General features: G+C 74.4%; 20 protein-coding genes and 1 tRNA gene. 10 read left to right on the forward strand and 11 right to left on the reverse strand.

All coding sequences use genetic code 11. The features are described from left to right. Positions 1 to 40: 40 nt before the first annotated feature. The gene (locus tag ACI79H_RS05225; RefSeq protein WP_456553315.1) at positions 41 to 1,183 is read left to right on the forward strand and encodes a diguanylate cyclase domain-containing protein; all 1,143 of its coding nucleotides are present in this window, start codon (positions 41 to 43) and stop codon (positions 1,181 to 1,183) included. Positions 1,184 to 1,585: 402 nt separating this feature from the next. Further along, positions 1,586 to 2,086 (forward strand): DUF3145 domain-containing protein, encoded by a 501-nt coding sequence (locus ACI79H_RS05230; RefSeq protein WP_456553316.1) that lies wholly within the window; start codon positions 1,586 to 1,588, stop codon positions 2,084 to 2,086. Between the two features lie 75 nt (positions 2,087 to 2,161). On the opposite strand, the gene ACI79H_RS05235 is transcribed toward ACI79H_RS05230, so the two are convergent. The 6 genes from ACI79H_RS05235 to ACI79H_RS05260 all read right to left on the reverse strand — a co-directional run bounded on the left by ACI79H_RS05235 (position 2,162) and on the right by ACI79H_RS05260 (position 8,698). Continuing rightward, the gene (locus ACI79H_RS05235) at positions 2,162 to 3,574 is read right to left on the reverse strand and encodes an acyl-CoA carboxylase subunit beta (RefSeq protein WP_456553317.1); all 1,413 of its coding nucleotides are present in this window, start codon (positions 3,572 to 3,574) and stop codon (positions 2,162 to 2,164) included. A 41-nt stretch (positions 3,575 to 3,615) separates the two neighbouring features. Beyond that, complete coding sequence (locus tag ACI79H_RS05240) at positions 3,616 to 4,851, reverse strand: beta-ketoacyl-[acyl-carrier-protein] synthase family protein (RefSeq protein ID WP_456553318.1); 1,236 nt, start codon at positions 4,849 to 4,851, stop codon at positions 3,616 to 3,618. A gap of 46 nt (positions 4,852 to 4,897) precedes the next feature. Further along, entirely contained in the window at positions 4,898 to 5,143 is a 246-nt protein-coding gene (locus tag ACI79H_RS05245) for an acyl carrier protein (RefSeq protein WP_040336827.1), read from the reverse strand. Between the two features lie 58 nt (positions 5,144 to 5,201). After that, complete coding sequence (locus tag ACI79H_RS05250) at positions 5,202 to 6,170, reverse strand: beta-ketoacyl-ACP synthase III (RefSeq protein WP_456553319.1); 969 nt, start codon at positions 6,168 to 6,170, stop codon at positions 5,202 to 5,204. Next, positions 6,167 to 7,369 carry an acyltransferase domain-containing protein gene (locus ACI79H_RS05255; RefSeq protein WP_456553320.1) on the reverse strand — a complete coding sequence of 401 codons (1,203 nt, stop codon included), beginning with the start codon at positions 7,367 to 7,369 and terminating at the stop codon, positions 6,167 to 6,169. Before ACI79H_RS05255 ends, ACI79H_RS05250 begins: the two co-directional genes overlap by 4 nt. 150 nt (positions 7,370 to 7,519) lie before the next feature. Continuing rightward, entirely contained in the window at positions 7,520 to 8,698 is a 1,179-nt protein-coding gene (locus tag ACI79H_RS05260) for a PucR family transcriptional regulator (protein ID WP_456553321.1), read from the reverse strand. Between the two features lie 45 nt (positions 8,699 to 8,743). Here ACI79H_RS05260 and ACI79H_RS05265 point away from each other — a divergent pair, with 45 nt between their 5' ends. The 3 genes from ACI79H_RS05265 to ACI79H_RS05275 are packed head-to-tail and all read left to right on the forward strand — an operon-like array spanning position 8,744 to position 11,225. After that, a complete protein-coding gene (locus ACI79H_RS05265; RefSeq protein ID WP_456553322.1) occupies positions 8,744 to 9,430 on the forward strand; it encodes a phosphatase PAP2 family protein in 687 nt (228 codons plus the stop codon). Further along, positions 9,427 to 9,984: a pirin family protein gene (locus ACI79H_RS05270; RefSeq protein ID WP_456553323.1), complete on the forward strand. Its 558-nt coding sequence runs from the start codon at positions 9,427 to 9,429 to the stop codon at positions 9,982 to 9,984. The genes ACI79H_RS05265 and ACI79H_RS05270 overlap by 4 nt, the downstream gene beginning before the upstream one ends. 38 nt (positions 9,985 to 10,022) lie before the next feature. Then, positions 10,023 to 11,225 (forward strand): M20 metallopeptidase family protein, encoded by a 1,203-nt coding sequence (locus ACI79H_RS05275; RefSeq protein WP_456553324.1) that lies wholly within the window; start codon positions 10,023 to 10,025, stop codon positions 11,223 to 11,225. Here the strand turns inward: ACI79H_RS05275 and aceE are convergent. Continuing rightward, positions 11,218 to 14,019: a pyruvate dehydrogenase (acetyl-transferring), homodimeric type gene (gene aceE / locus ACI79H_RS05280; RefSeq protein WP_456553325.1), complete on the reverse strand. Its 2,802-nt coding sequence runs from the start codon at positions 14,017 to 14,019 to the stop codon at positions 11,218 to 11,220. The two genes, ACI79H_RS05275 and aceE, sit on opposite strands and share 8 nt — an antisense overlap. 202 nt (positions 14,020 to 14,221) lie before the next feature. On the opposite strand from aceE, the gene ACI79H_RS05285 reads away from it, so the two are divergent. From ACI79H_RS05285 to ACI79H_RS05300, 4 genes are all read left to right on the forward strand, one after another. After that, positions 14,222 to 14,641 (forward strand): DUF3052 domain-containing protein, encoded by a 420-nt coding sequence (locus tag ACI79H_RS05285; protein WP_456553326.1) that lies wholly within the window; start codon positions 14,222 to 14,224, stop codon positions 14,639 to 14,641. Between the two features lie 22 nt (positions 14,642 to 14,663). Continuing rightward, positions 14,664 to 15,122: a peroxiredoxin gene (locus ACI79H_RS05290; protein ID WP_456553327.1), complete on the forward strand. Its 459-nt coding sequence runs from the start codon at positions 14,664 to 14,666 to the stop codon at positions 15,120 to 15,122. 42 nt (positions 15,123 to 15,164) lie between these two features. Then, positions 15,165 to 15,236: transfer RNA gene (locus ACI79H_RS05295), tRNA-Val, on the forward strand. 53 nt (positions 15,237 to 15,289) lie between these two features. Next, positions 15,290 to 16,297, forward strand: a complete 1,008-nt coding sequence (locus ACI79H_RS05300) for a hypothetical protein (protein WP_456553328.1) — start codon at positions 15,290 to 15,292, stop codon at positions 16,295 to 16,297. 2 nt (positions 16,298 to 16,299) lie between these two features. Here ACI79H_RS05300 and ACI79H_RS05305 read toward each other — a convergent pair whose 3' ends face one another. Further along, the gene (locus tag ACI79H_RS05305) at positions 16,300 to 17,103 is read right to left on the reverse strand and encodes an esterase/lipase family protein (protein ID WP_456553329.1); all 804 of its coding nucleotides are present in this window, start codon (positions 17,101 to 17,103) and stop codon (positions 16,300 to 16,302) included. Positions 17,104 to 17,281: 178 nt separating this feature from the next. On the opposite strand from ACI79H_RS05305, the gene ACI79H_RS05310 reads away from it, so the two are divergent. Continuing rightward, on the forward strand, positions 17,282 to 18,238 hold the full coding sequence (locus ACI79H_RS05310; RefSeq protein WP_456553330.1) for an alpha/beta fold hydrolase: 957 nt from the start codon (positions 17,282 to 17,284) through the stop codon (positions 18,236 to 18,238). A gap of 3 nt (positions 18,239 to 18,241) precedes the next feature. Here ACI79H_RS05310 and ACI79H_RS05315 read toward each other — a convergent pair whose 3' ends face one another. From ACI79H_RS05315 to ACI79H_RS05325, 3 genes are all read right to left on the reverse strand, one after another. Next, entirely contained in the window at positions 18,242 to 19,282 is a 1,041-nt protein-coding gene (locus ACI79H_RS05315) for an NAD-dependent epimerase/dehydratase family protein (protein WP_456553331.1), read from the reverse strand. Continuing rightward, on the reverse strand, positions 19,279 to 20,742 hold the full coding sequence (locus ACI79H_RS05320; RefSeq protein WP_456553332.1) for a WS/DGAT/MGAT family O-acyltransferase: 1,464 nt from the start codon (positions 20,740 to 20,742) through the stop codon (positions 19,279 to 19,281). The genes ACI79H_RS05315 and ACI79H_RS05320 overlap by 4 nt, the downstream gene beginning before the upstream one ends. Positions 20,743 to 20,902: 160 nt before the next feature. After that, complete coding sequence (locus tag ACI79H_RS05325; protein WP_456553333.1) at positions 20,903 to 21,865, reverse strand: alpha/beta fold hydrolase; 963 nt, start codon at positions 21,863 to 21,865, stop codon at positions 20,903 to 20,905. Positions 21,866 to 21,874 lie beyond the last annotated feature (9 nt).

Here is a 21,874-nt window from a genome sequence, read left to right on the forward strand (position 1 = left end):
GCCGGTCAAGCGGCGGTCCGGCGTGGTCGATCACAGGGGTGTGACCAGCGCTCTCCCCGGAGGTCGCCGCACCCGCGGCGCACCGGCGGGCGCCCGCGGACCGGGCGCGCTCCGCCGGCTCCTGGGCGTGCTCGGGGACGGCCTCTTCCGGACGCTGGCCGAGGACGACGACCGCGTCTCCTACTGGGTCCGCCACGTCCGCTACGGGGTGCTGCTCAGCGAGGTCTGCGCCCTGTCGGTGCTCGTCTACGCGCTGTCCACGCACACCCCGGGCCGCCACCACCCCCTGCTGCTCGGCGTGGCCGCCCTGGTCGTCCTGAGCTGCCCTGCCCTGCTGCTCCTGCCGCTGCGGGACATGATGCGCGACCACCGCGGCCCGACGATGTTCTACGTCTGGACCCTCGCCACGACGGGCGTCATCCTGCTCGGCACGTGGCTGGACGGTGGGGCCTCCAGCCCTCTCGACGCGCTGCTGTTCCTCACGCTGACCTACATGGCCGCGGCCTACCCGCCCTACGGCGTCGTCGCCATCGGCACCGTCATGACGGGCGGCTACGTCGCCCTGTTCGGGCCGTCGGGGCTGAGCACCAACGGGATGTTCTTCGTCTCGGTCATGGTCGCCTTCACGCTGATCTGCACGATGGCCTCGGCCAACTCGTGGGCCTCCTACGAGCGCCAGTCCCTGCTCATCAGCACGCAGAAGACGCTCGCCTCGACCGATCCCCTCACCGGCATCCCGAACCGGCGGACGCTGCTCGAGCGGCTCGCCCGAGCCGTGGTCGCAGCGGGCGAGGGGCACCGGTCGGTCGTCTGCCTGGTGGACCTCGACGGCTTCAAGGGGGTCAACGACCGCGACGGGCACGCCGCGGGCGACGCCGTCCTCAAGGCCGTCGCCTCCATCCTGGGCGGCGCGCTCCGCGAGACCGACACCGTCGCCCGGCTGGGCGGCGACGAGTTCGCCGTGCTCGCCGAGGTCTCCGAGACGTTCTCCGGCGAGATGCTCGCCGAGCGGCTGCGCCAGGCGGTCGCGCTGGTCGGCTCCCCGGGCGGGGTGACGGCCAGCGTCGGCGTCGCCGAGCTCGTCCCGGGTGAGGACGTCGCCGAGGTGCTGCACCGGGCCGACGCCGCGATGTACCGCGCCAAGGCGGCCGGCGGCGACCGGATCGCCCTCCTGCCGGCCTGAGCCTCTCGGGCGCACCCGCAACACGCCGGGCCGTACCGGGCACACCACTGTCCGTCACCGCTGGCGGCTACTGTCCGTCACTGGTCGGACCGCATCGGCGGCTGGACACGATCCCGCGCCGCTCGCCCCGCGGTGGGTCCTGGGAAAGCGCTGTGGATCGCCCCGGACCCGGTAGACGCCCCGCCGGGGGGCGTGCTATGGCCGCTGACCAGCGGTAAAGCGGCCGATCCGGTCCCATCTGTCACATGGAGCACAACCGTCCCGCTCGGGCTGGCGCGATCGGGTCACCATCGTGCAGACTGGTCGTGCAAGCCCTGTTCCGCCACTGCCGAACACAGCCAGTCACCGAATCGATGGGTCCGTAGGGGAAGACGAGACCGATCGAGTCGATGGAGGTGCCCCGTGCAGCGACGGTCAACCCAGGGTGTCGTCTTCGTGCACGCGTGCCCGAAGGCGCTCTGCCAGCATGTCGAATGGGCGCTCGAGCGCGTCGTCGGCGCGCCGGTCTCCCTGTCGTGGGACGAGCAGCCCGCGGCGCACGGGTCCTACCGTGCCGAGGTGGCCTGGACCGGTGCGCCGGGAACGGGTGCCCGGCTGGTCGCTGCCCTGCGCCAGTGGCCGATGCTGCGGTTCGAGGTCACCGAGGAAGCCAGCCACGGCAACGACGGCGAGCGCATGTCCTACGTGCCCGGCCACGGGGTCTTCCGCGCGCCGACCAGTGCCAACGGCGACATCATGATCAGCGAGCAGCAGCTGCGGCACCTCGCGGCCACGGCGTCGTCCATCGAGGCCTTCCGGCACGGGGTCGACGAGCTCCTGGGGGCGGCCTGGGACGCCGACCTCGAGGTCTACCGCCACGCCGGCGACGGCAGCCCGGTCACCTGGCTGCACCAGGTCGTCTAGTCGTAGCCTGGGACCGATCGTCCGGGTGCCGTCGGGGAAGCGGCACCCGGACGATCTGCTGTCCGGGGCTCTCGTTCAGAGCGGGATGTTGCCGTGGGCTCCGCGGCCGTGCGGGGCTGCCGCGAGCGCGGCCACGAGGCGGCGGCGGGTCTGTGCAGGGTCCACGACCTCGTCGACCACGCCGATCTGCAGGGCGCGGTTCACCCCGCCGGCGATGCGCTCGTGCTCCTCGGCCAGCTGCGCGTGCAGCGCCTCGCGCTCGCCCGGCTGGGCGGCCGCCAGCTTCTTGCGGTGCAGGATGCCGACGGCGGCCTTGGCGCCCATGACGGCGACCTCCGCCCCGGGCCAGGCGAACACAGCGGTGGCGCCGAGCGACCGGGAGTTCATCGCGATGTAGGCGCCGCCGTAGGACTTGCGGGTCACCAGCGTCACCCGCGGCACGACGGCCTCGGCGAAGGCGTGCAGCAGCTTGGCGCCGCGCCGCACCACGCCGTCCCACTCCTGGCCGACGCCGGGCAGGTAGCCGGGCACGTCGACCAGCACGACCAGCGGCACGCCGAAGGCGTCGCACATGCGCACGAAGCGGGCCGCCTTCTCCGCCGAGGCCGAGTCCAGGCAGCCGCCCAGCCGGATCGGGTTGTTGGCGATCACCCCGACGGTGCGCCCGGCCAGCCGGCCCAGCGTGGTGACGACGTTGGGCGCGAACCGCGGGTGCAGCTCCAGCCCCGGCTCGTCCAGCACCGCGGTGATCAGCGGCTTCACGTCGTAGGCGCGCTGCGGCTGCTCGGGGAGCAGCGCCTCCAGGTCGACGTCCGGCTCGTCCGCGGCCGGCGCCAGGGAGCCCTGGGCGGTCAGGAGGTCGACGGCCAGCCGCGCGGTGTCCAGCGCCGCGGGCTCGGAGTCGGTCACGACGTGGACGACGCCGGAGCGCCGCCCGTGCGTGTCCGGCCCGCCCAGGGTCTCCTGGTCGACGTCCTCACCGGTGACCGAGCGGACGACGTCGGGGCCGGTGACGAAGACCCGCCCGGCCGGCCCCATGATCACGATGTCGGTGAGCGCCGGGCCGTAGGCCGCGCCTCCGGCGGCAGCCCCGAGCACCACCGAGATCTGCGGGACCCGGCCCGACGCGCGCACCATCGCGGCGAAGACCTCGCCCACCGCGTGCAGGGCGGTGACGCCTTCCGCGAGCCGCGCCCCGCCGGAGTGCCAGATACCGACGACCGGCAGCCGCTCGCGCAGCGCGGTGTCGATGGCGTCGACGATGTGCCGGCACCCGTCGACGCCCATCGCCCCGCCCATGACGGTCGCGTCGGTGCAGAAGGCGATCACCGGGCTGCCCTGCACCCGGCCGCGCGCGCTGAGCACGCCGGAGGTGTCCCGGGAGATCAGCAGCTCCATCGACCCGTCGTCGAAGAACCGGGACATCCGGTCCTCGGGGTCGCGGGGGTCGGGCGCGGTCAGGAGCGGAGCGGCGGGAGCGGTCGTCACGGGACCTCCACGGAAGGGGTGCTGGGTGTCGGCGGCCGCGATCAGGCGGTCGTGAACACCAGCGCGATGTTGTGGCCGCCGAAGCCGAACGAGTCGTTGACCGCGGCGGTGAGGGTGGCGCGCCGGGGTTCGGTGCGCACGATGTCGAGCGACTGGACGTTGGCGTCGTCGTCGGGGTCCTCCAGGTTGGCCGTCGCCGGCACCACCTGGTCGCGCAGGGCGAGGACGGTGAACACCGACTCGAGCGCGCCCGCCGCACCGAGCAGGTGGCCGGTCTGGCTCTTGGTGGCGCTGACCAGCGGGTGGTCGCCGATCGCCGAGCGGATCGCGGCCGCCTCGGCGGTGTCGCCGACCGGGGTGGAGGTGGCGTGCGCGTTGACGTGCCCGACGTCGGCCGGGGTGAGCCCGGCGTCGCGCAGCGCGGCGGAGATGGCGCGGGAGGCGCCCTCGCCCTCGGGGTGCGGGGCGACCAGGTCGTAGCCGTCGGCGGTGCCGGCGGCGCCGGCCAGACGGGCGTGCACCCGGGCGCCGCGGGCCGTCGCGGAGTCGGCGCGCTCGAGCACCAGCGCCGCCGCGCCCTCGCCGAGCACGAAGCCGTCCCGGGCCTTGTCGAACGGGCGGGAGGCGCGCTCGGGCTCGTCGTTGCGGGTGGACATCGCCCGCATCGCGGCGAAGCCGGCCATGGGCAGCGGGTGCACGCAGGCCTCGGTGCCGCCGACGAGGACGACGTCGGCGCGGTCGAAGCGCAGGAGGTCCAGGCCCCAGCGGATCGCCTCGGCGCCCGACGCGCAGGCGCTGACCGGCGCGTGCACGCCGCCCTTCGCGCCGATCGCCAGCCCGACCGCGGCGGCCGGGCCGTTGGGCATGAGCATCGGGATGGTGAAGGGGGAGACCCGCTTGGGGCCCTTGTCCTCCAGCACGTCGTCCTGGCCCAGCAGCGTCAGCGCGCCGCCGATGCCGGTCCCGAAGACGACGGCGATCCGCTCGGGTGCCACCCCGGAGTCCGCGGCGCCGGACTCGGCCCACGCCTGCTCGGCGGCGACGACGGCGACCTGCTGGCTGCGGTCGAGCCGGCGGGCGCGCACCCGGTCGAGCTGCTCGGAGGGGTCGGTGGCCAGCCGGGCGACGAGCTGGGCCGGGTACTCGGCGATCCAGTCGTCGGTGATCCGGCTGACCCCCGACCGCCCGGCGAGCAGCGCGTCCCAGGTGCTGGGCACGTCGCCACCCAGGGGCGTGGTGGCCCCGAGGCCGGTGACGACGACGTCGGACGTGCTCATGGCTCTCCTCCTGCTGCTGCGGTCGGGCGACCGGGGGTCGGCTGGATCAGCCCTGGTTCTTCTCGATGTAGCTGATCGCGTCGCCGACGGTCTTGATGTTGCCGAGCTCGTCGTCGGGGATGGCGACGCCGAACTTGTCCTCGACGGCGGTGGCGATCTCGACCATCGACAGCGAGTCGACGTCGAGGTCCTCGGTGAACGACTTCTCGGGGGTGGCGTCGGCGGGGGTCACGCCGGCGACCTCCTCCAGGATCTCGGCCAGACCGGACTGGATCTCCTGGGTGCTGCTCACGCGGCGGGTCCTTTCGTCGGCCGGGACGGGGTGTCCCGGAGTTCTGGGGTGGTGGCGGTCACGGGAGGCGGAGCACCTGGCCGGCGTAGGTCAGGCCGGCGCCGTAGCCGAGCACGAGGGCGAGGTCCCCGGACTTCGCCTCCCCGGACTCCAGCAGGGCGCCGAGGGCCAGCGGGATCGAGGCGGCCGAGGTGTTGCCCGAGCGCACGATGTCGCGGGCGACCACGGTCCTCTCCCCGAAGCCCAGCCGCTTGGTCATCGACTCCACGATGCGGAGGTTCGCCTGGTGCGGCGCGAAGACGTCGATGTCGGCGGCGGTCACGCCCGCCCGCTCCATGGCCTCGACCAGCGCATCGGTGAGCTTCGTGGTCGCCCAGCGGTACACCGCCTGCCCCGCCATCGTCATGTACCGGCTGCCGGCGGCGATCTCGATCGCCGAGTGCTGGTCGCCGTCGCTGCCCCAGGCGATGGGGCCGATACCGGGCTCGTCGGACGCGCCGACCACGGCAGCGCCCGCGCCGTCGGCGAAGATCACCGCCGTCGAGCGGTCGGTGCGGTCGGTGACGTCGGTGAGGCGCTCGACGCCGATCACGATCGCGTTCCGGGCCGAGCCGGCGCGGATCGCGTCCGACACCAGGCCCAGCGAGTAGCAGAAGCCCGCGCACCCGGCGTTGAGGTCCAGCGCACCCGGGCGGGGGATGCCCAGGCGGTGCGCCACCTGCGGGCCGATGCCCGGGATGGGCTCGCGCAGGCTGGCGCTGGCCAGGACCACCAGGTCGATCTGGTCGGGCGCCAGGCCGCTGGCCGCGATGGCCTTGCCGCCGGCGGCCGTGGCCATCTCGACGAGCGTCTCGTCGTCGTCGGCCCAGCGGCGCTCGGCGATGCCGACCCGGCCCTGGATCCACTCGTCGCTGGTCTCCATGACCTCGGCGAGCTCGGCGTTGGTGACCCGGCGGCGCGGGCGGTAGCCGCCGAGACCCAGGATGCGGGCGCCGGGTGCGCCCGTGGGCAGCTGGATCGGGCTCATGCCGAGACCTCCGGGTAGAGACGGGCGATCGGGTCGCCGGCGTCCACGAGGTCGCCGTCCTGCACCAGCCACTCGGCGAGCACCCCGTCGTAGGCCGCGGAAACGTTGACCTCCTCGCGCCGGCCGCGGATGCAGCCCAGCGGGGTGCCGGCGGGCAGGTGGCTGCCCTCGGCGACGTCGGCCGGGCTGACCGTGCCGCGGGCCGGGGCGACGACGACCCGCCAGTCGGGCAGGTGCTCGGCCTCGGCGCGGCCGCGCTCGGCGGCGATGAGCTCCCGGGCCCGGTCGAGGTCGCCGGGCCCGGCGAGGGTGTGGATCTCGATGCCGGCGCCCTTCCACTCGCGCTTGGCCAGACCGGCCAGCGCACCGGCCGGCGGCAGCTCGATGACCGCGGTGACGCCGAGGTCGCGCAGCGTCGCCAGGCAGGCGTCGAAGCGCACCGGGCTGGTGACCTGGCTGACCAGCCGGCGCAGCGTCTCCGCCCCGGTGCTCACCGCGGCGCCGTCGGCGTTGGAGAGCAGCAGCCGGCTGGGGTCGGCGGGGCGGATCCCGTCGACCAGGCCCTCGAGCTCCTCGCGGGCCGAGGCCATGAACGGGGTGTGGAAGGCGCCGGCGACCGACAGCGGCATGACCCGCGCCTTGGCCGGTGCGTCGGCCTTGAGCGCGGCCAGCCCCTCGAGCGGGCCGGCTGCGACGATCTGGCCGGCGCCGTTGAGGTTCGCGGGGGCCAGGCCGTGCCGCTCGATGGCGGCCAGCACCTCGTCGGGGTCGCCGCCCAGCACCGCGGACATCCCGGTGGGGGTCTGCGCGCAGGCGGCGGCCATGGCCCGTCCGCGGACGGCGGTGAGCGCGATCGCCGCCTCGACGCTGAGCACGCCGGCCAGGGCGGCCGCGGTGAGCTCGCCGACGCTGTGCCCGGCGATGACGACGTCCCGCCCGTTCACCGGGCTGTGCGCGACGGGGCCCGGCAGGCCGCCGAGCTCGCGGGCGACGAACAGGCTCATGGCCACGACCAGCGGCTGGGTGACCGCGGTGTCCTGGATCGCCTCGGCGTCGCCGGTGGTGCCCAGCGTCAACAGGTCGGCGTCGGCGATGGCGCCGGCCCAGCGGAAGAACGACTCGGCGCCGGGGAGCTCGAGCCACTCGGTGAGCATTCCGGGCTTCTGGGCACCCTGACCGGGGGCGAGGACGGCGAGCACCTGCCCACCGTGCCAAAGAACGACGCGGTGCCGTGGTGCGGACCGGCACGAAAGCACAGCGGTGATCTTTGGAGGGTTCCTACAGGAGCGGCGTCGTTCCGGGGGCGATTCGCCCGGATCGGTGGTGGGGACCACACGGTTGCGGGCCGGTCAGTCCCACAGCGAGCGCTCTGGGTCGAGGTGTGCCAGCGCGAGCGCGACCTGGAGGGTCCAGCCACCTCGCGGGTCGGTGACCGAGAGCCCGGTGATGTCCGCGGCCCGCTTGAGCCGGTACCGGACGGTGTTGGGGTGCACGAAGATCGTCCGGGCGCTGGCCTCGAGGTTGCCCCCGCTGCTGAGCACGGCGCGCACCGTCTCGAGCACCCCGCCGCCGGCGGCGTGCAGCGGGACGGCGACCTCGTCGCGCAGCGCGGCGCGTGCCAGCGGGTCGCCGTCCAGCGCGCGCTCCGGGAGGAGGGCGTCGGCCGTCACCGGGCGCGGCGCCTCCGGCCAGGCGCGGGCGGCCCGGAGCCCGGCGAGCGCGGCGGCCGCGGAGTCGCCGGCGCCGTCCAGGCCGTCGACGATCGGCCCGGACACGACCGGGCCGGGGCCGAACTCCTCGGCCACCCGGGTCACGACCGCCGGCAGGTCCTCCGGCCCGCCCAGCACGACGACGAGCTGGTCGGCGTGCACCCCGACCAGGACGTCGCTGCGCAGCGACCGGGCCGCCCGGCGGACGGCCGCGTGCGGGTCGGCGACGCCTTCGGGCGTGGCACCGACGACGACGGTGACCGGGCTCAGCGCCGACCATCCCAGCGCGGCGGCGCGGCCGGCGAGGTCCTCGGAGCGCTCGCCGCGCACGAGCGCGTCGACCAGCAGCGCCTCGAGGCGGGCGTCCCAGGCGCCGCGGCTCTCGGCGAAGCTGGCGTACACGTGCGCGGTCGCGAAGGCGACCTCGCGGCTGAACTGCAGCACCGCCAGGCGGAGCATCTCCTCGTCGCCGGGCTCCGCGACGGAGGTGACGTGGTCCTCGAGCGTCTCCACGGTGATCTTGATGAGGTCCACGGTCTGCTTGAGCGCGACCACCCGGACCAGCTCGCGGGGGGCGGCGCCGAACACCTCGCCGGTCAGCCGCGGTGGGCGGCCGGGGTCGCGGCACCACTCGACGAGGGAGGCCAGCCCCGCCTGGGCCACCAGGGTCACCCACGAGCGCTGGTCGGCCGGCATCGTGCGGAACCAGGGGAGCTCGTCGTCCATCCGGGCCACGGCCTGGGTGGCCAGGGCTCCGGACGAGCGCTCGAGCCGCCGGAGCGTGGCCGCGCTCGGGCGGTCGATCACCCGGCTCCTCACGCCGTCAGCGTGTCACGCCGACCGCAGGTCGGGGAGAGTGAGGCGGTGAACGTTCCCCCGGACGGTGGCACGACCGTCGCCCGCACCCGCGTCCCGGGCGGTGCCCTCGCGGCGGTCGCGGTCTGCGTGGCGGTGCTCGGGCTGCTCGGCCGGGGCGTGCGCACCGGGTCCGGGCCGCAGCGCACCGTCGACGGCGAGCTGAGCGAGGCGCTGTACGCCGGCGACGACCGCAGCCGCGCGCTCGACGTGCTGCTCGAGGTGCTCACCGCCCCCGGGCTGTCGCTGGTCCGCTACGCGCTGGCGGTGCCGGTGCTCGTCTGGCTGGTCCGGCGCAGGGCCTGGCGCACCGCGGTCTGGGTCGTCGTCGCAGCCGTGTTCGTCCGGCACGTGACCTCGGCGCTCAAGGAGTTCTTCGACCGGGTGCGGCCGCCCTTCGAGGAGGGCGGGGCGGCGTACGACTCGCTGAGCTTCCCCAGCGGGCACTCCTCCGGCATCGCCACGCTGGTGACCGTGGGCCTGGTGCTCGCCTGGCCGCACCTGGCCCCGGGCGGCCGACGGCTGTGGACGGCGCTCGGCGTCCTGCTGGTCCTGCTCGTCGGGCTCACCCGGATGTGGCTCGGCGTCCACTACCTGTCCGACGTGCTGGCCGGGTGGGCGCTCGGCGTGGGCTGGAGCCTGCTCACCGCCGTCGTCCTGGGTGTGCTGCCCCTCCGGCCCGGGGACCCGCGGTGACCGGCCCGCACCAGGAGGCGGTGCTCGCCCCCGGCGACGGTTCGCTGGGCCCGCTGCTGCGGGTGTCGGACGACCGCCTGGCGCCGGGGCAGGGCTACGGCGCGCACGAGCACGCGGCCGTCGACGTCGTCGCCGTGGTGCTGGCCGGTGCGGTGACGCACCGGTGGGGCGACGGCGCGGTGGTGGCCGCCGGCGACGTGGCGGTGCTGCGCGCCGGCACCGGGCTGGTGCACGACGAGGCCGCCGGCGCCGACGGCGCGCGGGTGCTGCAGTGCTACCTCCGCCCGGCCGACCCCGCGGCACCGCCGGCCCACGAGGTGCACCGCGACGCCTCGGGTGCGGTCGACCTGGGGCGCCCGGATGCGTCGCTGTGGGTGGCGCGCGGTCGCCCCGGGGTGCCGGTCGACCTGCCCGCCGGCCTGCTGCTCCGCGCCGGCGCCCGCACGACCGCCGCCCGGCACGACGGTGGCGTCGTCGTGCCGGACGAGGAGGCCGCCCTGGTGCTGTGGCGGGTGGACGCCGGCCGGCCTGCCTGGGCGCTCGACGAGCCGTAGCGGGAGCGGCGGCCCGCGGCCTGGGTGAGAGTGGAGCCATGCCGACCACCCCCTCCGAGCTGCTGTCCGCGGCGTACGAAGACGCCGACCGCACCATCGAGCTCCGCCGTCGGCTGCACCGGCACCCCGAGATCGGCCTGCACCTGCCGCGGACGCAGGCCGCCGTGCTCGAGGCCTTCGCCGAGCTGCCGCTGGAGGTGACCACCGGCCGGCGGACCAGCTCGGTGGTCGGCGTCCTGCGCGGCGCCCGCCCCGGGCCGACCTACCTGCTGCGCGGCGACATGGACGCCCTGCCGGTGCAGGAGGACACCGGTCTGCCCTTCGCCTCGGAGGTGCCCGGCGTGATGCACGCCTGCGGGCACGACACCCACGTGGCGATGCTGGTCGGCGCCGCACGGTTGCTCGCCGAGCGCCGGGACGAGCTGGCCGGCCAGGTCGTGCTCATGGTGCAGCCGGGGGAGGAGGGCTTCCACGGCGCGCGGTACATGCTGGAGGAGGGGCTGCTCGACGTCGTCCCCGAGGCGCCGGTGAGCGGCGCGTTCGCGCTGCACATCTCCTCGACGATGGCCAGCGGCAGCGTGAACGTGCGCCCGGGGCCGGTCATGGCCGCCGCCGACCAGTGGGCGGTCACGCTGCGCGGCCGGGGCGGGCACGCCTCCGAACCGCACGCCGCCGCCGACCCGATCCCGGCGGCGGCCGAGTTCGTGCTGGCGCTGCAGGCGATGGTCACCCGGCGGGTGGACGTCTTCGACCCCGCCGTCGTCACCGTCGCGCACCTGCAGGCCGGCTCGACCAACAACGTCATCCCCGACTCGGCGTTCCTGGAGGGCACCATCCGCACGCTGTCCGCCGAGCGGCGGGCCGACGTCGTGGCCGCCGTGCAGCGGGTGGCCACGCACGTCGCGGCCGCCCACGAGCTCGCCGTCGAGTTCGACCACCAGCAGGGCTACCCGGTGACGATCAACGACGCGGACGCCGCCGCGCGGGTGCTGGAGACCGTCCGCACCCTGCTGGGCGATCAGGCCGCCGTCCTGCTGCCCGCACCGCTCATGGGCGCCGAGGACTTCTCCTACGTGCTGCAGGAGGTCCCCGGCGCCCTCGCCTGGATCGGCGCCCGCCCACCGGGCGTGGACCCGGCGGACGCGCCGCCCAACCACTCGAACCTCGTGGTCTTCGACGAGGAGCCGCTGCCCGCCGGGGTCGCGCTCTACGCGCAGATGGCGCTGGACGCGCTCAGGTAGCCGGCGACGGGTCGCTCCGGTCCTCGGTCGGCGCGGCCCGCACGTCGAGCACCTGGTACTTCTCGACGGCCTCCCGCACGCGGGCGCGGTCGACCTCGCCCCGGTCGGCCAGGGAGGCGAGCGTGCGCACCACGATCGACTCGGCGTCGACGTGGAAGTGCCGGCGCAGCGCCGGGCGGGTGTCGGAGAGCCCGAACCCGTCGGTGCCGAGCGAGGCCAGCCCGCCGGGGACGTAGGGCGCGATCAGGTCCGGGACGGCGCGCATCCAGTCCGACACCGCGACCACCGGCCCGCTCGTCTCCTGCAGCCGCCGGGTGACGTACGGGGTGCCCGGCTCGTCCTCGGGGTGCAGCAGGTTGTGCTGCGCCACCTCGTCGGCCTGGCGCCGCAGCTCGGTCCACGAGGTCACCGACCACACGTCGGCCGAGACCCCCCAGTCCTGCGCGAGCAGCTCCTGCGCGCGCAGCGCCCAGGGCACGGCCACGCCGGAGGCGAGGACCTGCGCCTTCGGGCCGCCGGTCTGCGGGCCCTCCGCGTAGCGGTGCATGCCGGCCAGCACGCCCTGGACGTCGAGGCCCTCGGGCTCGGCCGGCTGGTGGAAGGGCTCGTTGTAGACCGTCAGGTAGTACATGACGTCGGGGGAGCGGGTCCCGCCCAGCGGCGCACCCGGGTCCTCGCCGTACATGCGCACCAGCGCGTCGCGGGTGATGTGCGCGACCTCGAAGGAGAAGGCCGGGTCGTAGGAGACGACGGCGGGGTTGGTGGCGGCCAGCAGCAGCGAGTGGCCGTCCTCGTGCTGCAGCCCCTCGCCGTTCAGCGTCGTCCGCCCCGCGGTGGCCCCCAGCATGAAGCCGCGGGCCATCTGGTCGGCCGCCGCCCAGATGGAGTCGCCGGTCCGCTGGAACCCGAACATCGAGTAGAAGATGTAGATCGGGATCATGGGCTCACCGTGCGTGGAGTGCGACGTGCCGACGGCGGTGAACGACGCGGTGGAGCCCGCCTCGTTGATGCCCTCGTGCAGGATCACGCCCTGCTCGGACTCCTTGTAGGCCAGCATCAGCTCGCGGTCGACGGACGTGTACCGCTGGCCGGCCGGGTTGTAGATCTTGTGCGAGCTGAACATCGAGTCCAGGCCGAAGGTCCGGGCCTCGTCCGGGATGATCGGCACGAACCGGGGGCCGAGCTCGGCGTCCTTGAGCAGTTCCTTGAGCAGGCGGACGAACGCCATCGTCGTCGCCACCTCCTGCTTGCCCGAGCCCTTGCGCAGGATGTCCAGCGCTTTGTCCTCGGGCGCCTTGAGCGGCTTGAACTCCGCCCGCCGGCGCGGCACCGCCCCGCCCAGGGCCCGCCGCCGCTCGAGCATGTAGAGCATCTCGTCCGAACCCGGGTCGGGCTTGTAGTAGGGCGGCAGGGTCTTGTCCAGCGCCGAGTCGGGGATGTCCAGGTAGAGCCGGTCGCGGAAGAGCGCGAGGTCCTCGGCGGTCAGCTTCTTCATCTGGTGGGTGGAGTTGCGGCCCTCGAAGTGGCTGCCCAGCGTCCAGCCCTTGATGGTCTTGGCCAGGATCACCGTCGGCTGGCCCTTGTGCTCCTGCGCGGCCTTGAACGCCGCGTAGACCTTGCGGTAGTCGTGCCCCCCGCGCGAGAGCCCCCAGATCTCCTTGTCGCTCATGCCCTCGACGAGCTTGCGGGTGCGCGCGTCCCGGCCGAAGAAGTGCTCGCGCACGAAGGCGCCGTCCTCGGCCTTGTAGGTCTGGTAGTCGCCGTCGGGCGTCTGGTTCATGAGGTTGACCAGGGCGCCGTCGCGGTCGCCGGCCAGCAGCGGGTCCCACTCCCGGCCCCAGATCACCTTGATCACGTTCCAGCCCGCACCGCGGAAGAAGCTCTCCAGCTCCTGGATGACCTTGCCGTTGCCGCGGACCGGGCCGTCGAGGCGCTGCAGGTTGCAGTTGACGACGAAGGTGAGGTTGTCCAGCTCCTCGCGGGCGGCCAGGCCGATGGTGCCCAGGGACTCCGGCTCGTCCATCTCGCCGTCGCCCAGGAACGCCCAGACGTGCTGGTCGGAGGTGTCCTTGATGCCGCGCGCGTGCAGGTAGCGGTTGAACCGCGCCTGGTAGATCGCGTTCATCGGGCCCAGGCCCATCGAGACGCTGGGGAACTCCCAGAAGTCGGGCATGAGCCGCGGGTGCGGGTAGCTCGACAGCCCGCCGCCGGGGTGGCTGACCTCCTGCCGGAAGCCGTCGAGCTGCTGCTCGGTCAGTCGGCCCTCGAGGAAGGCGCGGGCGTAGATGCCGGGGGAGGCGTGACCCTGGAACCAGATCTGGTCGCCGCCGCCGGGGTGGTCCTTGCCGCGGAAGAAGTGGTTGAAGCCGACCTCGTACAGCGACGCGGAGCTCGCGTAGGAGGAGATGTGCCCACCGACGCCCACGCCCGGCCGCTGCGCGCGGTGCACCATGATCGCGGCGTTCCACCGGATGTAGGCGCGGATGCGGCGCTCGGCGTGCTCGTCGCCGGGGAACCAGGGCTCGCGCTCCGGCGGGATGGTGTTGATGTAGTCGGTGCTGCGCAGCGCCGGGACGCCCACCTGCTGCTCCCGGCTGCGCTCGAGCAACCGGAGCATCAGGTAGCGGGCGCGCTCGCGGCCGGCGTGCCCGACGACCGCGTCGAGGGAGTCGATCCACTCCTGCGTCTCGTCCGGATCGATGTCCGGGAGCTGGCTGGGCAGCCCGTCGGTGATGACCGCGCGGGGTGCGCTCGTGTCGCGGACGGGGTCGCCGCCCGGCTGCTGTGCGCTCATGGCTCCATGGTCTCCCCTCCGGCTCCCGCGCGTCACGCGGCGGGCCGTCCACCGGCGCGGTCCGCGACCGGCGACCGGTCGGGCGAGCTTGCGTCGTAGCGGTCATGCCCTACGCTTCCGCCCACGTGGCTCCGGGTCCGACGGCCCGGCGCCACCCACCCCGCGAGCGATCAGCAGGTCCACCCATGGAGGAGCAGCACGGATGAGCGTCGACAGCGCCGGCATGGCGGCCCGGTTGGGCATCAAGCCGGGCATGGTCGTGCAGGAGCTCGGCTGGGACGAGGACGCCGACGAGGACCTGCGCGACGCGATCATCGAGCTGTCGGGCGGCGAGATGGTCGACGAGGACACCGACGAGGTGGCCGACGTCGTGCTGCTCTGGTGGCGTGAGGACGACGGGGACCTGTTCGACGCCCTGACCGACGCGATCACCTCCCTCGCCGACGAGGGCGTGGTCTGGCTGCTGGTGCCCAAGTCGGGCCGCCCCGGCCACGTCGAGCCCGGTGACGTCACCGAGGTCGCCCCCACGGCCGGCCTCCAGCAGACCAGCAGCGTGTCCGCGGCCAAGGACTGGTCGGGCATCCGGCTGGTCAGCCCGAAGACCGCCCGCAGCCGCCGCTGACGCGTACGGCACGATCGGGCGCATGAGCCTCTCCGTCGGCGACGTCGCGCCCGAGTTCAGCCTCCCCGACCAGGACAAGCAGGTCGTCTCCCTCGCCGAGCTGCGGGGCACGCCGGTGCTGCTGGTCTTCTACCCCTTCGCCTTCTCCGGCATCTGCACCGGTGAGCTGTGCCAGCTGCGCGACGAGCTGGCCAACTACACCGAGGCGGGCGTGCGCGTGCTGGCGGTGAGCACCGACCCGGTGTTCAGCCTCAAGGCGTTCAAGGCGCAGGAGGGCTACGACTTCCCGCTGCTCTCGGACTTCTGGCCGCACGGCGCCACCGCCCAGGCCTACGGCGTCTTCAACGACAAGGCCGGCATGGCGCTGCGCGGCACGTTCCTGATCGACGCCGAGGGGAAGGTGGCCTTCGCCGAGGTGAACCAGCCCGGCGACGCCCGCGAGCAGTCCGGCTGGAAGGACGCCGTCGCCCAGCTGGCCTGATCGACCGGGCGCCCGGGGTCCCGTCATTACCCTGGGCGCGCGGGGCGCGTAGCTCAGCGGTAGAGCTCTCGCCTTACAAGCGAGCGGTCGCAGGTTCGAACCCTGTCGCGCCCACCTGCCCGGCCACGTCCGGTGCTTCGCCCGTGCTCCCCGGGTATGCCCTGCCGGTGGACGGCAGCGCGGGACCGCGCCGGGGAGGCCGGCAGGCGCTGCTCCTGCTGGTCCTCGCCTTCGCGGCCGCGCCGATCGTCTACGTGGGGTACCGCGAGTGGGACCTCGACGACCCGGCGACGGGCGGGGACTCGGGGGACTCCGCCGCGTACGCGCGGATGGCGCTCACCGGCGACCTGGACGGCGTCCCCAAGCCGTTCCGCTACCGCGTGGTCGTGCCCTTCCTCGCCCGCGCCGGGATGCTCGCCTTCGGCCGGGCCGACGACTTCGACCTGAAGGTCGCCTTCGCCGTCCTGGACCTGGCCGGGCTGGCGCTGGCCGCCTGGGTGCTCGGCCTGCTGCTCCGCCGGCTGGGTTTCACCGCCCTCGAGGGCTTCACCGGCGGGCTGCTGTTCCTGGCCACCTGGCCCGTGCTGCGCTTCGGCGGTGCCGTGCTGGTCGACGCGTGGAGCCACGCGGTGCTGGCCGGGGCGGCCTACGCGATCGTCGCCCGTCGGCACGGCACCCTGCTGCTGGTCGCGACCGCAGGCATGTTCGTCCGGGAGACGACGGTCTTCGCGGCGCTGCTGGTGCTCGTCGTGCCCGCTCCGTGGTCGGTGCGGCTGCGCCAGCTCGCCTGCTTCGTGCCCGGTGTGCTCGGCTACCTGCTGCTCCGGTTCGTCCTGGCGCCCACGGACGTGGGCTACGCCTACAACCTGGACCGGTTCACCCGTCAGGTCTCCGACGTGCTCGGCTGGTCGGGCCTGCCCTACACGCTCCGGGAGCTCGCACTGGCCTTCGGCGCCGCGGGGCCCCTGCTGGTCCTCGGCGTGCTGCGCAACCGCCGGGCGCGCGCGCTGCCCCGAGCGCTGGTCTGGCTCGTGCCGGTGGCGTTGGTCATCCCGTTCGTCATCGCCAGCAACCTCGCGCGGATCTGGTTCCTGGCGTTCCCGGCCGTCATCCCGCTCGCCCTGCTCGGGCTGCGCGCCGTCCTCGCCGACGACGACGACGACGACACAGGCTGAGGTCAGGCGGCGGCGGTCCCCACCGGCTCGCAGGGCGTCGCCTCGGCGGGCTTGGGGAAGGCCGGGCGCAGGAAGCGCGGCGCCCGGAACGGCGCCCACGTGCCCTCCGGCTGCGCGAGCCGGTCGGCGACCGCCCAGATGGCCGCCGGGTGGTGCCCCAGCCCCAGGTGGCTGGCGGTGACCGCGATGTTCTCGCACCGCTCGCCGGGCGTGTTCAAGCAGGTCTGCCAGTGCACGATGCCGTCGTAGTGCGAGTAGATCGAGGTGGCCGGCACCGGCAGGGGTGTGTTCTCCGGCTCCAGCGGCAGCGTGCGCTGCTCGACGTGCAGGTGCGAGTAGCGGTCGAAGGCACGGGCGGCGCGCGTCTGGCTGTACTTCGTGAGCCGGAACGGGCTGCCCAGCGTGATCACCTGGCGGACCCGGTCGGGCGAGGTGCGGGCCAGGTCGCGGGCGAAGATGCCGCCGAGGCTCCAGCCGATGATCGTCACCGGCCGGCGGTAGCGGCCGTGCAGGTAGTCCAGCTTGTCGCGCAGGCCGTTGACGCACAGCGCCGTCGGGCCGATGTTGCGGCCGAGCCCCCAGCCGTGCACGCGGTAGTCCAGCTTGCGGAGGACGCTGCGCAGCGCGGTGGTGGAGACGTCGTCGGCGAGCAACCCCGGCACGACCAGCACGGGGTGCCCGTCGCCCTTCGGGAGCCGCGGGGTGAACGGACGCGCGGCCAGGTACAGCCCGTAGTCGGCGACGGCGCGGCCCGGCTCGCTCAGGTAGAGCGGGAGCGCTGGTCCGTCGTCCTGCTGTCGTGCCACATCGACCTCCCGGTTACGTCCGTGCTACCGGCCAGTACCAATGTGCGGCACGGCTCACACGCCGTTCACCGGACGCGCAGGCGGATGTCGCCAAAATGTGTCCCGCGTCATAGTTCGTGCGCACGAGGCCGGTGTAGCAGGTCGGTGGCCGCGGCAGTACTCCTCGCGGCGTGCCACGGTGGTGCTCGACGAGGACGACGACGGCGAGGGCGGTGGGGCAGTGGCGGCGGAGCAGGTGGTGCCGGGCGAGAGCCGGACGGTCGACCTGGACGGGCCGGTGCACTACGTCGACTTCGGCGGGCCCGTGGGTGCGCCGCGGGTGGTGCTGGTGCACGGCCTGGGCGGCTCGCACCTGAACTGGGACACGTTCGCGCCGCTGCTCCGGCCGCACGCGCGGGTGCTCGCGATCGACCTCCCCGGGTTCGGCCGCAGCGAGCCGGGTGGGCGACGGGCCACCGTGCACGCCAACGTCGAGGTGCTGCACCGCTTCCTCGGCGAGGTGGCCGGCGAGCCCGCGGTGCTGGTCGGCAACTCGATGGGCGGCATGATCTCGCTGCTCGAGAAGGCGGCGCACCCCGAGGCGGTGCGCGGGCTGGTGCTGCTCGACCCCGCCGTCCCCGGGCCGCGCCGGGCGCTGGACCCGCTGGTCGCGGCCACGTTCGCGCTCTACGCCATGCCCATGGTGGGCGAGCGGTTCCTGTGGCTGCGCCGGGCGCGGCAGACCCCGCTGCAGCGGGTGCGGGAGATGCTGGCCCTGGTGGGTGTCGACCCCGACACCCTGCCGTCGTCGGTGTTCGACCGGTCGGTCGCGCTGCTCGAGCAGCGCGAGGACCACGCCGGCATGGACAAGGCCTACCTCGCCGCCGCGCGCTCGCTGCTGGTGCAGCTGGCCGATCCGCGGCGCTACCGGGCGGCGATGGAGCAGGTGGGCGGGCCGGTGCTGCTCGTGCACGGCGACCTCGACCGGCTCATCCCCGTGCAGGCCGCCCGCGACGTCGCCCGCCGGCACCCGTCCTGGCGCTACGTCGAGCTGGCCGGCGTGGGGCACGTGCCGCAGCTGCAGTGCCCGGAGCGGCTGGCCGACGAGGTGCTGCCCTGGCTGGCCGGCATCGGCGGCGTCCGCACCGGCACCTGAGCCTCATTCCCGGTCGCGCAGCGTGTCCCGGAGGGCCTCCAGGCCGGTGTAGCGCGGGCGCCAGCCCAGCTGCTCGCGGGCGCGGGTCGTGTCCATGATCACCGGCCGCGAGGCCGCCTCCACCCACTCGGCGACCGGCGGCAGGAACGGCAGCCGGGACACCGCGCGGGCCGCTGCCTGACCCGGTGCGGCGGGCAGCCGGATGGGCAGCGCGCCGAACTCCCGGGCCACGTCGGCTGCGGTGACGACACCCTCGCCGGCGATGTTGTAGGCCCCCGGTGGCCCGGCGGCGACCACGCACAGCTGCAGCGCGCGGCCGACGTCCTCCTCGTGGATGAGCTGCAGCGGGTGCTCGGGCACCAGCAGCGGCACGGGCAGCGGCAGCCGCCGCGGACGGCCGAGCAGCCGGCGTCCCAGCGGCGCCAGCGGGCCGGGCAGCACGTCCTTCGCGCCGACGGCGTTCGGCCCCAGCACGACCGGGGGCCGGAGCAGGTACAGGGCGAGGTCCGGTGCCGTGGCGGACTCGTGCCGGAGCAGCTCCTCGAGCTCGGCCTTCTCCTGCGCGTAGAACAGCCGGGCGGCGGGGCGCACCGGCCAGTCCTCGTCGATCAGCTCGGGGTTGTCGGGGTGGAAGCCGTAGGCGGCCACCGAGGAGGCGTAGACGAACCGGCGGGCGCCCGCGGCCGCCGCGGCGCGGAAGACGTTGAGCGTGCCGTCCACGTTGATCGCCCGGATGGTCTCCCGGGAGGCGTTGCCGGAGATCATGAAGGCGAGGTGGACCACGACGTCCGCGCCGGCGAACGCCTCGCGCAGGGCGTCGGGGTCGCGCACGTCGCCCTGCCGGTACTCCAGCTTGGTCCACCCGCGCTCGGCGGGGTCGAAGGGCCGGCGCGCCAGGCCGATGACCCGCGTGACCCGGTCGTCCTCCTGCAGCAGCGGCACCAGCCCGGCGCCGAAGGTCCCGGTGGGCCCGGTGACCGCGACGGTCAGGTCGCGCTCGCCGACCGCCCCCCGGCCCCCCGCGCGCTGCTTCCCAGGGCTCACCGGGCCGCCGCCGACGCCGACCGCTTGCGCGGCTTGCCGCCACCGGGGGCAGGCTGCGGCACCTCGGGGGTGGCCCGCTCGGCCCGGGCGTGCTCGAGCAGCTCCTCGACGCCCCGGCGGATGCCCGCGGAGAGGACGTCGACGTCGGGGAAGGCGTCGAAGTCGGCGTTGATCCCGAAGGTCATCGTGTTGAGGTAGCTGAAGATGCCGATGGAGCAGCGGGTGCCGCCGGCGATGGGCACGTGGGCGTAGGTCGAGCACATCCGCCGCCCCAGCACGTACAGCGGGACGCGCGGGCCCGGCACGTTGGTGGTCACCGCCTGGCACCACATCTGCCCCGCCGACAGGGCCGCGCGCACGCCGAGCGAGAGCAGGGTGGGCGCCACGAAGTCGCCCATCGAGATGATCGACGGCACGTCGACCGCCTGCATCGCCTTCTTGTACTCGTCCATCTGCCCGCGGATGGCCGCCAGCCGGGACCGCGGATCGGGATCGCCGACGGGCAGGTCGACGAAGACGGCCGACACCTGGTTGTTGAGGGCGCCGCGCTGGCTGTCCGAGCGGACCGACACCGGCACCATCGTGCGCACGACGAGCTTCTCCGACGACAGCTCCCCGCGGCCCTGCAGCAGGTCGCGGAAACCGGTGCTGATCGCGGTGAGGACGACGTCGTTGACCGTGCCGCCGAGCGCCGTCCGCACCTCCTTGAACTCGTCGAACTCCGCCGACGTCCAGGCCCAGCGGCGGTGCGGACCGATCGGGCCGTTGAGCGAGCGGGCGGTGGGCGTGAGTGCCTGCTTGGCCAGCGAGGGGAGCGTGGAGGCCAGCGTCCGCCCGGAGTGGGCGAGCCCCTTCACGACCTGGCCCGGCTTCCCGAGCGCGGGCAGCGACGTCGCCTGGCGCAGCGGGTGGGCCACGGCGTCGGCGACCGCGCCGGCGACCAGGCCGGCGCTGGAGGGGCTGCGCTGCGGCGTCCAGTCGCGCGGCTGGTCGTGGGTCGCATCGGGGGAGAGGTCGAACATCAGCTGCATGAGGTCGCTGCCGGCGACGCCGTCGACCATGCAGTGGTGGACCTTGGAGATGATCGCCCAGCGGTCGTCCTGCAGGCCCTCCACCAGGTAGATCTCCCACAGCGGCTTGGACAGGTCGAGGCGCTGGCCGAGGATGCGGCCGGCCAGGTTGCGGAGCTGCTCGTCGCTGCCCGGGCGCGGCACGGCGGTGTGCCGCACGTGGTAGAGGATCTGGAAGTGCGGGTCGTCGACCCACATCGGCCGGCCCACCTGCAGGGGCACCTCGCGGACCCGCTGCCGGTAGCGCGGGACCACCGGCAGCTTGCTCAGCAGGAGGCGCACCACGTCGCCGTAGGTCGGGGCCGGGCCGTCGAAGATGGCCACCGACCCGACGTGCATGGGGGTGTTCTCGCTCTCGGCGAAGTAGAAGCCGCTGTCGAGCGCACTCATCCGGTCCACGTTCTGCTCCTCGCCGCCCCTCGGTACCGCTGCTCGGGCGAGGGGTCCGTCCATGTCGTCGGGTGGCCGCTGAAGTTAGGGATGTCGTCGGGTCACTGCAAGATGATCTCCGTGACGCAGGCCACAGTCGCATGCCCGAGCGCGACGTGGTTCAACCGGTCTCCTCCAACCCGGCGTCCACCCGGTCGACCAGGTCGGCGAAGGCCCGGTCGACGACCGCCGTCCGCGTGAGGTTGACGCTGTGCCCGGCGCCGGGCACGACGACCAGCTCGGCGCCGGCGCCGATGACCTCGGCGATCCGCCGGCCGTGCCCGACCGGGGTCAGCCGGTCGTGCGTGCCGGCCACCACCGTGACCGGGACCCGGCGCAGCACCTCGAGCGCGGCGTGCTCGTCGTGGTCGAGGAAGGTCGCGTAGAACGCCGCCACGACCGGGTAGGGGGTCTCCTCGAGCAGCTGCTGCACCAGGCGGACGCGGCCCGGATCGGCGTCGTCCCGCCCGAAGAGCAGCCGGCGGGTGAACCAGCGGCCGAACGGGCTGCCGCGCCAGCGGAACCGCTCCAGCACGGGCGCGACCAGCTCGACGCCGCGCAGGTAGAGGGGGAGCAGCCGGAGCCGGCGCACCAGCTTCACCAGCCGCCCGGCCAGGCCGGTCTCGACCAGCCCGCCGGCCGACGTCGCCAGGAGGAAGACGCCCACGACGCGGTCGCCGAACAGCTCGGGGCGCTGCCGGGCCAGCGCCAGCACGCTCATCCCGCCCATGGAGTGCCCGGCCAGGACGACCGGCCCGCTGGGCACGACGGCGTCCAGCACCTGGCCGAGGTCGCGGCCGGTCCGGTCGATCGTCGCCCGGGTCAGCGGCGTCCACCCCGAGCGGCCGTGCCCGCGCTGGTCCCAGAGCACCAGCCGCGCCCGGTCCCGCAGCGCCGCCCGCTGCAGCTCCCACTCGGCCAGCCGCGCGGTGAACCCGTGCGAGAGGACGACGGTGAGCGGGCTGCCCGGGTCGCCGTCGACCTCGACGTGCAGGTCGACGCCGTCGTCGGTGCGCACGGTGCGCGAGCCCGGCGGCGGCGGGTCGGTCAGCGGGGGCAGGACGGGCAGCGGATCGGTCGGCACCCGGCACAT

The organism is Blastococcus sp. SYSU D01042, from assembly GCF_054050515.1.

Bases quoted from the DNA above. Each gene is read 5' to 3' on its own strand.
- ACI79H_RS05290 (WP_456553327.1), top strand. From the start codon at position 14,664: ATGAGCCTCTCCGTCGGCGACGTCGCGCCCGAGTTCAGCCTCCCCGAC.
- aceE (WP_456553325.1), bottom strand. From the start codon at position 14,019: ATGAGCGCACAGCAGCCGGGCGGCGACCCCGTCCGCGACACGAGCGCA.
- ACI79H_RS05320 (WP_456553332.1), bottom strand. From the start codon at position 20,742: ATGAGTGCGCTCGACAGCGGCTTCTACTTCGCCGAGAGCGAGAACACC.
- ACI79H_RS05275 (WP_456553324.1), top strand. From the start codon at position 10,023: ATGCCGACCACCCCCTCCGAGCTGCTGTCCGCGGCGTACGAAGACGCC.
- ACI79H_RS05250 (WP_456553319.1), bottom strand. From the start codon at position 6,170: ATGAGCCCGATCCAGCTGCCCACGGGCGCACCCGGCGCCCGCATCCTG.
- ACI79H_RS05240 (WP_456553318.1), bottom strand. From the start codon at position 4,851: ATGAGCACGTCCGACGTCGTCGTCACCGGCCTCGGGGCCACCACGCCC.
- ACI79H_RS05285 (WP_456553326.1), top strand. From the start codon at position 14,222: ATGAGCGTCGACAGCGCCGGCATGGCGGCCCGGTTGGGCATCAAGCCG.